The organism is Vibrio sp. 1727 (assembly GCF_033344415.1).
Taxonomy (GTDB): Bacteria; Pseudomonadota; Gammaproteobacteria; order Enterobacterales; family Vibrionaceae; genus Vibrio; species Vibrio alginolyticus.
In genome coordinates this window covers 237,061-250,177 of the sequence record NZ_JAWPOT010000002.1, presented here as the reverse complement: position 1 = coordinate 250,177, position 13,117 = coordinate 237,061, and the positions used below count along the sequence as shown (strand labels likewise).

At 45.2% G+C, this 13,117-nt stretch carries 10 protein-coding genes; 4 read left to right on the top strand and 6 right to left on the bottom strand.

Features of this window, described 5'->3' with window-relative positions; translation table 11 throughout:
• The first annotated feature begins 80 nt into the window (after positions 1-80).
• The 3 genes from fruB to fruA are packed head-to-tail and all read left to right on the top strand — an operon-like array spanning position 81 to position 3,953.
• Positions 81-1,214 (top strand): fused PTS fructose transporter subunit IIA/HPr protein, encoded by a 1,134-nt coding sequence (gene fruB, locus R8O10_RS03465; RefSeq protein ID WP_318191101.1) that lies wholly within the window; start codon positions 81-83, stop codon positions 1,212-1,214.
• Between the two features lie 9 nt (positions 1,215-1,223).
• On the top strand, positions 1,224-2,195 hold the full coding sequence (gene pfkB / locus R8O10_RS03460; RefSeq protein ID WP_042520798.1) for a 1-phosphofructokinase: 972 nt from the start codon (positions 1,224-1,226) through the stop codon (positions 2,193-2,195).
• An 18-nt stretch (positions 2,196-2,213) separates the two neighbouring features.
• Complete coding sequence (fruA, locus tag R8O10_RS03455) at positions 2,214-3,953, top strand: PTS fructose transporter subunit IIBC (protein ID WP_005376409.1); 1,740 nt, start codon at positions 2,214-2,216, stop codon at positions 3,951-3,953.
• Between the two features lie 82 nt (positions 3,954-4,035).
• On the opposite strand, the gene R8O10_RS03450 is transcribed toward fruA, so the two are convergent.
• The 4 genes from R8O10_RS03450 to R8O10_RS03435 form a co-directional block, all read right to left on the bottom strand.
• Positions 4,036-4,746: a hypothetical protein gene (locus R8O10_RS03450; RefSeq protein WP_005376411.1), complete on the bottom strand. Its 711-nt coding sequence runs from the start codon at positions 4,744-4,746 to the stop codon at positions 4,036-4,038.
• Between the two features lie 175 nt (positions 4,747-4,921).
• On the bottom strand, positions 4,922-7,981 hold the full coding sequence (locus tag R8O10_RS03445) for an efflux RND transporter permease subunit (RefSeq protein WP_136977130.1): 3,060 nt from the start codon (positions 7,979-7,981) through the stop codon (positions 4,922-4,924).
• Entirely contained in the window at positions 7,981-9,042 is a 1,062-nt protein-coding gene (locus R8O10_RS03440) for an efflux RND transporter periplasmic adaptor subunit (protein ID WP_136977132.1), read from the bottom strand. The genes R8O10_RS03445 and R8O10_RS03440 overlap by 1 nt, the downstream gene beginning before the upstream one ends.
• Complete coding sequence (locus R8O10_RS03435; protein WP_017820965.1) at positions 9,042-10,115, bottom strand: efflux RND transporter periplasmic adaptor subunit; 1,074 nt, start codon at positions 10,113-10,115, stop codon at positions 9,042-9,044. The genes R8O10_RS03440 and R8O10_RS03435 overlap by 1 nt, the downstream gene beginning before the upstream one ends.
• A gap of 160 nt (positions 10,116-10,275) precedes the next feature.
• Here R8O10_RS03435 and vdeR point away from each other — a divergent pair, with 160 nt between their 5' ends.
• On the top strand, positions 10,276-11,004 hold the full coding sequence (gene vdeR / locus R8O10_RS03430; RefSeq protein WP_005376423.1) for an efflux transporter transcriptional repressor VdeR: 729 nt from the start codon (positions 10,276-10,278) through the stop codon (positions 11,002-11,004).
• Between the two features lie 71 nt (positions 11,005-11,075).
• Here the strand turns inward: vdeR and gcvT are convergent, their stop codons facing one another.
• The gene (gene gcvT, locus R8O10_RS03425; protein WP_053303572.1) at positions 11,076-12,194 is read right to left on the bottom strand and encodes a glycine cleavage system aminomethyltransferase GcvT; all 1,119 of its coding nucleotides are present in this window, start codon (positions 12,192-12,194) and stop codon (positions 11,076-11,078) included.
• 260 nt (positions 12,195-12,454) lie between these two features.
• The gene (locus R8O10_RS03420) at positions 12,455-13,078 is read right to left on the bottom strand and encodes a helix-turn-helix domain-containing protein (protein WP_005376429.1); all 624 of its coding nucleotides are present in this window, start codon (positions 13,076-13,078) and stop codon (positions 12,455-12,457) included.
• Between the last annotated feature and the right edge of the window lie 39 nt (positions 13,079-13,117).

Sequence of the window (13,117 nt, the reverse complement as noted above, 5' to 3'; positions counted from 1 at the left end):
TAAGCGCTCAGAAGAAGCGGCGTTCAACTTCTCACACAGAATACATTTTTAAATTGATACCTTAAGGCTGGAGAAGCACCATGCTTAAGCTAAATAAGAACGACATTACCCTCTCGCAATCAGCGACAGATAAGTTTGAAGCAATAAAGAGTATTGCTCATAGCCTGACTGATAAAGGCCTAGTTGAGCAAGGTTACGTTGAAGGCATGCTAAACCGTGAAAACCAAAACTCTACGTTTTTGGGGAACGGTATTGCAATACCGCACGGTACAACCGACACTCGTGCAATGGTGAAAACAACGGGTGTTGCTGTGCACCACTTCCCACAAGGTGTCGACTGGGGTGATGGCAATACTGTGTTCGTCGCTATCGGTATCGCAGCTAAATCTGATGAACACCTTGGCATTCTTAAACAGCTCACCAAAGTGCTAGGCGCAGATGGCGTAGAAGAACGTCTGCGTAATGCAAAAAATGAAGACGAAATCATCGCCCTACTGCACGGTGATGTTCAGCTTGAAGCAGACTTTGACGCTTCTTTAATTCAACTGATGTTCCCTGCGAGCGACATGCTACAGATGAGTGCTGTTGCTGGTGGTCTGTTGAAAAATACGGGATGTGCTGATAACGAATTCGTTGCAGATCTCGTTACCAAACAACCAACTCACTTAGGTAATGGCCTGTGGTTAATTGGCAGTGACAAACATGTCACTCGCACAGGTGTGTCATTTGTCTCGACGGCAAACGACTGCGAATATGAAGGTCAAAAAGTGCGTGCACTTGTCGCGTTCGCGGCATGTAACAATGCTCACCAACCTATGCTAAAAACGCTTTCTAATATTGTGTTTAACAATGAACACGGCAAGCTTTTAGATGCATCAGTAGAACAGATTCTTGCTTTGTTCAAAGGTGAAGAAGTCACAGCTGCATCTTCAGAAGAAGGCAATACCGCTGTATTTAAAATCAAAAACTCTCACGGCCTACATGCTCGTCCGGGGGCAATGTTAGTCGCAGAAGCGAAAAAGTTTGAATCCACTATACGTGTTTCCAACCTAGACGGAGATGGAAAAGCAGTAAACGCGAAGAGCCTAATGAAAGTCATCGCGCTGGGCGTTAAGCACGGTCACCAACTTCAATTTACAGCAGAAGGCCCTGATGCGCCGCAAGCCTTGGAGTCTATCGGAAATGCAATCGCTTCTGGCCTTGGTGAAGGTTAAGGATCCGATATGACAAACAAAACAAATAAGGTTGTCACTATTACGCTCAACCCGGCATTGGATTTAACAGGTTCAGTAAATGAACTAAACGTTGGTTCCGTGAGCTTAGTACAGCAAAGCAATCTCCACGCTGCAGGTAAAGGTGTCAACGTAGCAAAAGTGTTGAGCGATTTAGGCGCAGATGTCACGGTTACCGGCTTTCTTGGTAAAGATAACCCTGAGCTATTCCATCAGCTTTTCAATGACATCGGCGTTAAGAATGAGTTTGTAGAAGTACAAGGTGCAACTCGTATCAACGTCAAGCTCGTTGAGGCTAATGGAAACGTTAGTGACATTAACTTCCCTGGTGTTCAAGTTACGGCAGAAGAAATCGCGCGCTTTGAAGAAACCCTATTCCGCCTTGCTGAAACACACGATTACTTTGTATTGGCAGGCAGCCTACCGGGCGGTGTTACTGCAGAGCAATGCGCTGCATGGATAGAAGCACTGCATCAACAAGGCAAAAAGGTGTTGTTCGACAGTAGCAAAGCCGCATTGAAGTCAGGTATTGATGCTCACCCATGGTTAATTAAACCTAACGATGAAGAACTTGGTGATTTTGTTGGCGAACATCTAGCAACACCTGAACAGTGCCAAGCTGCAGCGCAAACACTGAGCGACAAAGGCATAGAAAACATCGTGGTTTCTATGGGACCTGACGGTGTTATGTGGCTCAACCAAGGCGAATGGCTTAGTGCAAAACCGCCTCGAATGCATGTCGTGAGCACCGTTGGCGCAGGCGATACGCTGGTCGCTGGCTTGTGTTGGGGCCACATGCAACTGATGCCTAAAAACGATTTATTGCGCTTCGCTACGGCACTTTCTGCTTTGGCAGTTAGTCAAGTTGGCGTAGGGCTAACCAGTCAGGAAGAACTGGAAAATATCAAGCGACAAACTGAAGTTAGCGCGCTTTACCCTATTACAAACTTAGAACAAAACTAAGGAACAGAAGGTTATCGTATGAATATTGCCATTATTACTGCCTGTCCGAGCGGTGTAGCAAATAGCATCCTTGCGGCAGGATTACTAGAACAAGCCGCCGCAAAATTAAACTGGAATGCCAAAATAGAATGTCAATCAAGTGTGGTTGAACCAACACTATTGACGGAAGCTGACGTTGAACAAGCAGAAGTCATTGTCATTGCGGCAAATACTAGCGTCGACACTTCTCGTTTTGTAGGAAAAAAGGTTTACCAAGCGGAAATTAGCGAAGTAGCAAAAGACGCAACTGCGTTTCTCCAGCAAGCGGTTGAAAACGCCACTTTACTTGAAAAAGCAACCACACTTGCAGCCCCTATCACTACAGATACAACATCAGCATCAAAGAAGATTGTTGCAATCACGGCATGCCCTACTGGCGTTGCGCATACCTTTATGGCGGCAGAAGCTTTAGAAGAAGAAGGCAAGCGTCGTGGCCATCAAATCAAGGTGGAAACTCGTGGTTCAGTTGGCGCTAAAAACCAACTGACTGAGCAAGAAATTGCAGACGCCGATCTGGTGATCATTGCTGCGGATATTGAAGTGCCACTTGATCGCTTTAACGGCAAAAAGATGTACCGCACGAAAACAGGTCCAGCTCTGAAGAAAACAGCCGAAGAGATGGACAAAGCATTCGAGCAAGCCACGGTGTATCAACATTCTGGTTCAGCTAACTCTTCATCTTCCACCGAAGAGAAAAAAGGCGCTTACAAACACCTAATGACGGGTGTTTCGCACATGCTTCCTGTCGTCGTTGCAGGTGGTTTGATCATCGCTCTATCTTTCGTGTTCGGTATTGAAGCATTTAAAGAAGAAGGCACACTAGCAGCAGCCTTGATGAACATTGGTGGTGGCTCTGCATTCGCATTGATGATTCCTGTACTTGCTGGTTACATCGCGTTCTCAATTGCTGACCGTCCTGGTCTGGCTCCTGGTCTTGTTGGTGGTATGCTAGCAAGTTCAACGGGTGCTGGTTTCCTAGGTGGTATCGCAGCTGGCTTCATTGCCGGTTACGCAGCGAAACTCCTCGCAGATAAGGTGAAACTGCCACAATCGATGGAGGCGCTTAAACCGATTCTGATCATTCCATTTGTAGCAACATTGTTCACTGGCCTTGTCATGATCTACATCGTAGGCGGCCCAGTTTCAGGCATCATGAACGGCCTGACTGACTTCCTAAACAACATGGGATCTGACAGTGCAGTACTACTGGGTATTATCCTTGGCGCAATGATGTGTTTCGACCTAGGAGGCCCGGTAAACAAAGCCGCTTACGCATTTGGTGTTGGCCTTTTGGCTTCACAAACTTACGCGCCAATGGCGGCAATCATGGCCGCAGGTATGGTTCCTGCGCTAGGTATGGGTTTAGCGACCTTCATTGCGAAGAACAAATTTGAACAAAATGAACGTGAGGCAGGTAAAGCATCATTTGTCTTGGGACTTTGTTTCATCTCTGAAGGCGCAATTCCATTTGCTGCGAAAGATCCAATGCGCGTGATTCCATCTTGTATGGCAGGTGGCGCACTTACTGGTGCCCTATCGATGCTATTCGGTGCGAAATTAATGGCACCACACGGCGGTCTATTCGTGCTGCTAATTCCTAACGCAATTTCACCAGTATTAATGTATTTAGTGGCTATTGCAGCAGGTACAGCGGTAACTGGCTTTACTTACGCATTCTTAAAAAGCAAAGCAGAAGCGAAACAAGAAGTCGCAGCTTAATTAGAGCGACTCCGGTTAACAATGCCACCCTCGAATTTGGCATTTAGCACCTCCCTTTAATTCCGGTTAAGGGAGGTGTTTTTTATTCCGCAGCCGGAACGGCTACAATGTCTACTTCCCCACTGCTCATATCCACCGTTGCTTGATAAGCGCTATGCGGGTCACCGTAGTGCTTGAAGGTAAAGTGGTAAACGTTAGCTGGCGTCCACAAGGTTTTTGACTCTGCGGGCAGAATGTCATAGCCGTCTTGCTGATAAAGCTCTGTCGCCATTACATTTGCGATTGCCGCCTGCTGGTTAGCGTCTCGATCCACCTTTGGCTCTAGTGACGGGTTACTTGGATAAGACTCACCGTTGTAACTCATGAGTCGATATGAGCCATTACTCCAAACGATAAAGTCCTGCCAACCATTACTGTAACTGTCGGCTAGTACAATAGGCGTGCGAGTTACCGACATTCGATTAATAACGTTTCCCTCATTATCAAACATATATGCAGAGCAGCCACCACTACCACAGAAATAGCGATCTTGAAGCAACACTATGTGTTCTGCCTTTCCGTCGCTGTTTAGGTCGGCGCTACCCGATAGATAACGTAGATTGTCTTGCTCGAGCGACAGCCCTTCAGGGGCTAAAACCTTACTATCAATCCAACTGGAAATTACTTCAGCACTAACACTGTTGACTTTAGGGGCAGGTTGTTTGGTTTCTGTCGGCATGCTATCCGTCGCGGTGCAGCCAACCAAGGTGAAAGAACCAACGAAGAAGAGTCCGTTTAATATGCGCTTATTCATGTAATCTCAATCTTTGATGTGTCGTTACATCAGTATACGCATGATTTGCATTGTAATCGTAAGAAAATCATTAAAATCAAGCAAATGAATGGTTTGGTATATATTAGTAAGATCAAAAAAGCCCCGAAGAAAACCTTCAGGGCTAGGCAGGAAGCTGGCAAATAGCCAGGAGTCCCTATGCAGTGGTCGGTTTTACCCTAAACAGAATTGCAAACATCACTGGCACCACTATCAGTGTCAGTACAGTAGCAAAACCAAGACCTGCCATAATCGTTATTGCCATCGAGCCAAAGAAGGCGTCGAAGACCAGTGGAATCATCCCCAAGATAGTTGTTAGCGCAGCCATACTTACCGGACGAACGCGGCTTATCGCACTATCAACAATCGCGAGGTAAGGATCTTTACCTGACTCCAACTCAAGGTTAATTTGGTCAAGCAACACAATACCGTTTTTCAAAATCATGCCACTTAGGCTTAACAAACCAAGGAATGCTGTAAAACTGAACGGCATGTTCGTGGTAAGCAAACCAAAAGCAACGCCAATGATCGCTAACGGAACGGTGAACCAAATTACCAACGGCTTTTTGATTGAGTTAAACAATAAAATAGTAATGATGAACATCAACAAGTAACCCATCGGCAATGAACCGAATAGGCCTTCTTGTGCATCTTTGGATGATTCGTACTCACCACCCCATGTGATTTCGTATCCTTCTGGAACATGCAATACCATCACTTTAGGCTGTACACGAGCAAATAAGCTTGCTGCCGTGTCGTCACTCAACACATCATGGTCCGCGAGAACGGTTAACGTACGCTTACGGTCACGACGCTGAATTAGCGGCTCACTCCAATCCAGTTGAACGCCATCAATCACTTGATCAACCGGAATATACGTTTGCAACGAAGGACTCCAAATGGTCACGTTTTGTAGTGATTCAAAATCTACGCGTTCTTCTTCAGGAAGACGTGTCATAATTGGCAACGTATGTGTACCATCACGCAAGTAACCTAAGGTGCTACCACCAAACGTCATTTGCAGTGTGCTTGAAAGATCTTCTTTCGAAATACCTAAGCGACGAGCTTTAGACTCATTGAAAACGGGTACAAGTTCCTTGGTGCGCTCTCGCCAATCGTGACGAATGTTTCGGGCACCAGGGTCGGTATGAAGGATGTCTTCGACTTGCACCGCCAAGTCACGTAAAACTTGTGGATCAGGGCCAGTAATACGCGCTTCGATCTTAGACGCTGGTGATGGACCAAATTCCATCAATTTAAACTGGAACGTAGGCGCATCAAATGTTTTCGCCAGATTCGCATCTAACTTATGCAGTAAACCAAACATTTTCTCACGATCAGTCGCGCGAACTTGGAACTGAGCGTACGCTTCGTAACTTTTTTCTGGTTGATAGGTTAAAGCAAAACGCTGTAGGCCCTGCCCAATCGAAGCAGAAACAAAGTCAATATCATCTTGCTGACGAATGTAGCTTTCGATCTCTTCAGCTTTTTTGATCGTTTCACGGATGTCAGTACCCTCTGGCATCCACATATCCACGTAGAACATCGGCGTATTCGATGGTGGGAAGAACTGCTGTTTTACATTACCAAATGCCACGACAGCACCCACTAATAGCGCCACCATGCCAGCAACGGTAAGCCAGCGGAATCGCAATGCAAATTTCAGTGATGCCCCAAATACGACAAACAACCAGCCTTTATAAGGATCATCTTCGCTAGTACCTTGCTCTTTGTTTTCCTCTTTCAACAAAAGCTCGGCAAGGAAAGGCGTCAGTGTAATAGCGGTAATCCAGCTTAAAAATAGTGAGAAACACAGCACCCAGAATAGAGAGCCCATGAACTCACCTGTCGCATCTTGCGACAAGCCGATAGGTGCAAAAGCCGTAATTGCAATAACAGTTGCGCCCAGCAAAGGCCATTGTGTTTGCTTTACAATATCGACAGCCGCTTGAACTTTGGTACGTCCTTTCTTTAGGCCAACCAATATGCCTTCCACGACAACAATCGCGTTATCAACCAGCATACCCAAGGCAATAATTAACGCGCCAAGAGAAATACGATGCAGTTCGATGTTGTTGTAATTCATCAAAATGAAGGTACCAAATACCGTCAATAACAACACAACTCCAATGATGACACCACTGCGTAAACCCATAGTAAACAGCAACACAATGATTACGATCGCCACTGCCTCCGCTAGACTAATTACAAACGCTTTAACAGATTCATCCACCTCATTGGCTTGGTTGTAAAAGTAGTTCATATCGATGCCAGCAGGCTTGATAGACTCAAGGCTCGCGAGCTCCGCATCCAAACGTTCACCAACCTCAACCACGTTCACACCCGATGCAAACGAGATACCGATATTAATCGCTTTTTGACCGTTAAAGAGTACGACGTTGCTTGGCTTCTCTTGAATACCGCGAGAAATCGTTGCTACGTCTTTTAGACGAATTAGATTTCCTGTGTCACGGCCATGAATGATCAGATTTTCTAGTGCTTCTACAGTGTTTAAGGTGCCGCTTGGGCGAATAACAAGTCTTTCGCCATTGACCATCACTTCACCTGCTGAAACCACATTGTTTTGCTGGTTCAACAAGCTCGAAACCACATTCATGTCTAAGTTCAGTGCAGCAAGGCGATCAAGTGAGATCTCAACGAATAGCATTTCTTGCTGATCGCCCGTGATGTCTACCTTACCAACACCATCAACAAGCTCGATTTCACGGGTCAGGTAATCCGCATAACGTTTCAGCTCTACATAGTCGTAATCGTCACCAGTGAGCATTAACATCACGCCATAAACGTCACCGAAATCATCAATGATCTGTAAAGACTGAACACCTTGAGGCAATGATGGTCGTAAATCATTAATTTTACGGCGCATTTCATCCCAAATTTGCGGCAGTTCATCAGGACCATAGTCCATTTCCATGCTCACCGTTATTTGAGACATACCATTAGAAGACGTAGAGGTAATTTTGTCGATATAAGGGAGTTTTCGAATCTCTTTTTCTAGAGGATACGTCAGCTCTTCTTCAACTTCTTTTGACGTCGCGCCAGGGTATGTTGAGATGATCATGGCATCTTTGATCGTAAATGACGGGTCTTCTAATCGTCCCAGCTCCAAAAATGACGTTAAACCACCAACAGCAAGGATAATAATGAACAACCAGCTGATGACTTTGTTTTTTATTGAATACTCAGCAATGTTCATTATTGGTTATTCTCCACAACATCCACATGTTTACCTTCGCGTAATTTACGCAGATTTGAATTAATCAGAATATCGCCCTGGCTAACACCTGACGACACAATGGCTCCATTGCCATTCACTTGAGAAATCATGACAGGCACCCGTGTGACAATGTCACCTTCTTTTTTCCACACAAAGAACTCATTCCCTTCACTGCCTGCTTGAAGCGCCGTGACAGGCACACTGTAACCATCGATAGAGGTAATGCCCGCCTTCACCATATCGACCAAAACGCTTACGCTGGTTCCCGGCAATATCTCTGTTTTTGGCTGTGGCATCGTCAAGTACATTTCGTAGGTTTGAGTTTCAGCGTTGGGTTCACTTGTGTGCTCTAAATAGTCCAAAGCAAATCTGCCATCGATGCCGGAGAAGGTTGCTCTAGGCTTGTAGCTCATGCTGTCTGAGTTTGGGTCTACCATCGCTAAAACATTGTCGGAAAGCTCAATACGCACGTAAACCAAATCGTTTTGGTATAGGTTTAACACGGGTTCACCAATTGCCACACGCTCAAAACGTTCTTTGAAAACATCGGATACTTTACCGGCGAACGGGGCGAATAAACGGGTGTAATTCAATTGATTGGTCGCGTTATAGAAAGTAGCCTCAGCTAGCTCTTTATTGGCGGTTAGCTCATCAAGTTCCGCTTTTGAAATCATTTGACGTGCATGCAAGTCTTCACCGCGTTTAAGCTGACGAATTGCAAGTGTGTATTGTGCTTCTGCGTCATTCACGGCTTGCTTCTCTTTGCTATCATCTAGCTTTGCGATCATTTGCCCCTGATTCACAACGTCACCCGCTTTAACCAATACGTGCTGAACTTCCCCAGCGCGGCGAAATGCCATTGGCGTTTGCTCTGCAGGCACTACTATGCCTTTGAACGCGCGATGTTGACTTTGTACTGGTGCATCCACCGAGATAGTCGACACAAAAAGTGGCTGCTCGACGATAGCTTGGTTTTCATTTTTGCACCCTGTTAAAACTGCAAGTGCAATCGCAGAGATCGTAAGTAGAGAACGTTTCATTAAATGCCTCCCTCACGAACCCAAGCTTTCACCACTTGTCCTTCAACCAGTCTCTCAACACCAGCAATAACAACGTAATCATTGTTATCAAGCCCGGCTTTCACACCACCTGCTGCGTCAAGTGACACAGTGACTTTATTGACCTGCTGCGTGCTTCTGTCCATTACCCAAACTTCACCTTGCGTCCCATTTTTGTTGACCCAAGCAGACTGAGGTAACGTCATCGCGTCCGATACATGTTGTTTAGCAATGTGTACCTGCCCAGTCATACCTGTCAGCAAATTGCGATCTTCTGGTCGAGTGATGGTCACGATCGCCTCATAACTATTGGTATCGATGTTTGGCTGCGTCGAGATTTCTTTAAATTGCCCAGGGATACGTTTTCCTGGCTCGCTATCCATCGTCACCCACATATCGGAGTTTTGCAGTGACTCAAGTGATACAGATTCCGCATAACTTACTGGCAAGGTGAAAGATACATCCAACGTCGTGTTATCAATGAGATTCAAGATCTCCTGCTTCTCTGCTACTACTTGAAACGGGTTGACATAGGTATATGACACAATGCCATCAAACGGTGCGTGAATTTTGGTATAGCTCAAATCGGTTTTAGCTTGTTCGTAGTTCGCCAATGCCGCTTTATATTGAGTTTCTTTCTGATCGTACTCATCAGTACTAATGAGTTTTTTTCCGTAAAGGTTTTTCGCGCGGTCCCATTGTGTTTTCGCTAACGCGTACTGCGCTTGAGCGGCATCTAACGCAAGCTGAAGATCTTTAGGGTCTAACGTTGCGAGCACTTCACCTTTTTGGACTTTTTGACCCATGCGTACACGTAATTCATCTACCTCTCCACCAACCTGAAAAGAAAGCTGCGCGCGATGTGTTGCATCAATACGCGCTAAAAAGGCGTGCGAGTCTTCAAGTTCTAGGTCTTTCACCGCCAGTAATTTTACAGGTTTGATTAAAGGTTCAGACGGCTCAGAAATGGCTTTATTACACCCAGTTAGCATCCCAGAAAGACTTAATGTCACCACTGCGCCAACTAAAGTGCGCTTTAAATATTGTTTTCGCACCCGCTTTCTCCGTAGGTTTTATATATTACACAGCCGTGCAGTATAAGCAGAATTTGAAATTGATCAACATATTTTCCAGGTGGATAGCAAATTAATTAGTCAAAGCGTTCGGTTTCTGGTAAAAGTAAGCGCGTGATTAATATTCGGGAAAATTCGAACTATGAATGAAAGAAAGCAGGGGCGTAGAAGTGCTGAAGCAGCAGAACAAACTAAGTGTCTGATCCTTAAAGTGGCAGCAGATATGTTTTGTGAACTTGGTTACGAGCGTGTCTCGCTGCGCAATATCAGTGAAAAGGCTGGTGTTTCACATAGTTTGATCCGTCACCACTTCGGCAGCAAAGAGAAAATCTGGCAAGCGGTTAGCGATGCAATGGACGAGTTCATGCAGTGCTATATGGCTGAACTCATCAATGAAATGCCGGAGAACACACCTTCGAATAGAAAAATTTATCTGTTTATGGTTCGCATGCTAGCATTTGCTCTCGTCAATCCTCACCCAGTACAGATGATCGCCGATGCCATTCGACAAGGCGATGACGGTGCTCTGCTGCAGTATTTCTTAAAGTCAAAAGATGAGTTCGCTGCGATATTTACCGGAATTTTCGAGCAGTACAACAGCGAAAACCCTAATGCACAATTTGATCAGTGGGAATCAAAGTGGCAAATGTTGATCTTCGCACATGGTGCTGTCAGTCTCGCGCCAATGATGCAAGAAACATGGCCGGATATTGCAGATAATCGCGAAAAACTGCTGATCAAGCATTGGGAATTGTTTAATACCATTATGGCCTCTCAATTTGGGATCCCAAAAGAAGAGATGATTCATCCGGAAAAGCTTGAAGATATCGTTATTGATATGTGCTGTACTATTGATGAAGCAGTAAACTAAAAGTAAACAAGCGAAAAGAAGACATAAAAAATGCCGAGCTACAAAGCTCGGCATTTTTGTTTCAATTCGTTTTAACCACGGTAGTAGCGTTGTGGTACGAACGGCATTTTTTCAACTGTCATTGGTAGCATTTTACCACGCACTTCAGCGAACACTTCAGTACCAATCGCCGCCAAATCCGCACGAACATAACCCATTGAGACTGGCTTACCTGCATTCGGACCCGCCGTACCGCTGGTTACAACGCCAATTTTAACGCCGTCAGCATCAAACAGTTCAACACCTTCACGCACTGGCGCTTTGGTTTGACCTACTAGACCCACACGCTTACGCGCCACATCTTTAGTCTCAATCTGCTTAAGAATAATGTCTGCGCCAGGGAAACCACCTTCACGTTCACCACCAATACGACGAACTTTTTGGATACCCCATAGCAAGCTCGCTTCAACAGGTGTTGTTGTTGTGTCTAGGTCATGACCGTATAGACAAAGGCCACACTCAAGACGAAGTGAATCACGAGCACCAAGGCCAATCCATTCAACTTCATCTTCCGCAGTCAGTTTACGTGCTAGCTCTTCCGCTTTGTCAGCAGGAACCGAGATTTCGTAACCGTCTTCGCCTGTATAACCACTACGAGAAACAATGCACTCGGCGCCTAAAACATCGACTTTACAAATATCCATGAACAGCATTTCAGAAACTTCTGGTGCAAAACGCGCCAATACAGCTGCCGCTTTAGGGCCTTGGATTGCAAGTAGAGCTCGGTCTTCGATAATTTCTAGCTCAACACCAGATGGTAAATGCGCTTGTAGGTGTGCGATATCTTGTGCTTTACATGCTGCGTTCACAACCACAAACAGATGATCGCCTAGGTTAGCCACCATCAAGTCGTCCATGATGCCGCCCTCTTCATTAGTGAAAAAAGCGTAACGCTGTTTACCAGACTCAAGATCCACAATATCCACTGGGACTAATGTTTCTAGGAACGCAGCTGCACCGTCACCAATTAGGCGAAGCTGTCCCATGTGAGAAACATCAAACAGACCTGCCGCATCACGAGTATGTAAGTGTTCCTTCTTTACGCCTAGAGGATACTGAACAGGCATATCGTAACCCGCGAACGGGACCATTTTGGCACCAACTTCAACGTGAAGTGCGTGTAGTGGTGTTTTCAGTAGTTCTTGAGTCATTTTCGTCTCCATTTAGATAGACCCGAGAATGCTATCGGCATTCGATGTGTTTCCAATAATAAACATGGCTCATTCTATTTTGCACGAACAAGACGTAGATCGACTTGCAAAAGTGTGACTCTTAACATTTTAATCACAACAAATCGTACAAAAAAAGCGCTTTAATGAGTAAGCTCTCATCAAAAAAGCGCTTTTTCATCATAACGACCACCAATAGCAATCGTTTGCTTTCACTATAGGAAATTTACAAGTATTTATCACTATTTGGCTGTCACCCACAAAATGAGCGCATCTTCCTCGCTAACACTGGTCAACATATGTCCCATATTTGCATCGTAATAAACGCTGTCTCCCTCGCTTAAAACAACAGGTTCGTAAAACTCAGAATAGAACATGACCTCACCAGATAAGATAAGTAAAAATTCTTCGCCGTCATGACGAACCCAGTCTTTATATTCATCAAAACTACGAGCTCGAATTTGGCTCTTAAACGGCATCATTTTCTTATTGGAAAGTTGTGTCGCGAGCAGTTCATGTTCATAGGTTTGTGTTGGGTGTGGTTTACCTTCATTCTTCTTGGTAACATCCCTGCGCCCTGTCGCTACCTTTTTTCTAGGTGGCTCAAAGAGTTGTGGCATGTCAATTTGTAAGCCTAGTGCCAATTTTTGCATCGCTTGAAACGTCGGGGAGATCTGCTCATTTTCTATTTTGCTCAGTGTAGATCGAGCAAGCCCGGTTCTCTGACTCGCTTCTTCTAATGTGATACCGAGTTTCGAGCGGATATCCTTAATACGCTGGCCCAGTTTTAACGGCTCGATATTTTGGTCATGTTGCTCTTTTGCCAACGTCATCGATGGGTATTCATCGTAAATACTTTCTGCCATAAATCCCTCTATAGATATCCATATTTTTTGTCTTACTCG

Bases quoted from the DNA above. Each gene is read 5' to 3' on its own strand.
- R8O10_RS03440 (WP_136977132.1), bottom strand. From the start codon at position 9,042: ATGAAACGTTCTCTACTTACGATCTCTGCGATTGCACTTGCAGTTTTA.
- fruB (WP_318191101.1), top strand. From the start codon at position 81: ATGCTTAAGCTAAATAAGAACGACATTACCCTCTCGCAATCAGCGACA.
- pfkB (WP_042520798.1), top strand. From the start codon at position 1,224: ATGACAAACAAAACAAATAAGGTTGTCACTATTACGCTCAACCCGGCA.
- R8O10_RS03450 (WP_005376411.1), bottom strand. From the start codon at position 4,746: ATGAATAAGCGCATATTAAACGGACTCTTCTTCGTTGGTTCTTTCACC.
- vdeR (WP_005376423.1), top strand. From the start codon at position 10,276: ATGAATGAAAGAAAGCAGGGGCGTAGAAGTGCTGAAGCAGCAGAACAA.
- R8O10_RS03445 (WP_136977130.1), bottom strand. From the start codon at position 7,981: ATGAACATTGCTGAGTATTCAATAAAAAACAAAGTCATCAGCTGGTTG.
- gcvT (WP_053303572.1), bottom strand. From the start codon at position 12,194: ATGACTCAAGAACTACTGAAAACACCACTACACGCACTTCACGTTGAA.
- fruA (WP_005376409.1), top strand. From the start codon at position 2,214: ATGAATATTGCCATTATTACTGCCTGTCCGAGCGGTGTAGCAAATAGC.
- R8O10_RS03420 (WP_005376429.1), bottom strand. From the start codon at position 13,078: ATGGCAGAAAGTATTTACGATGAATACCCATCGATGACGTTGGCAAAA.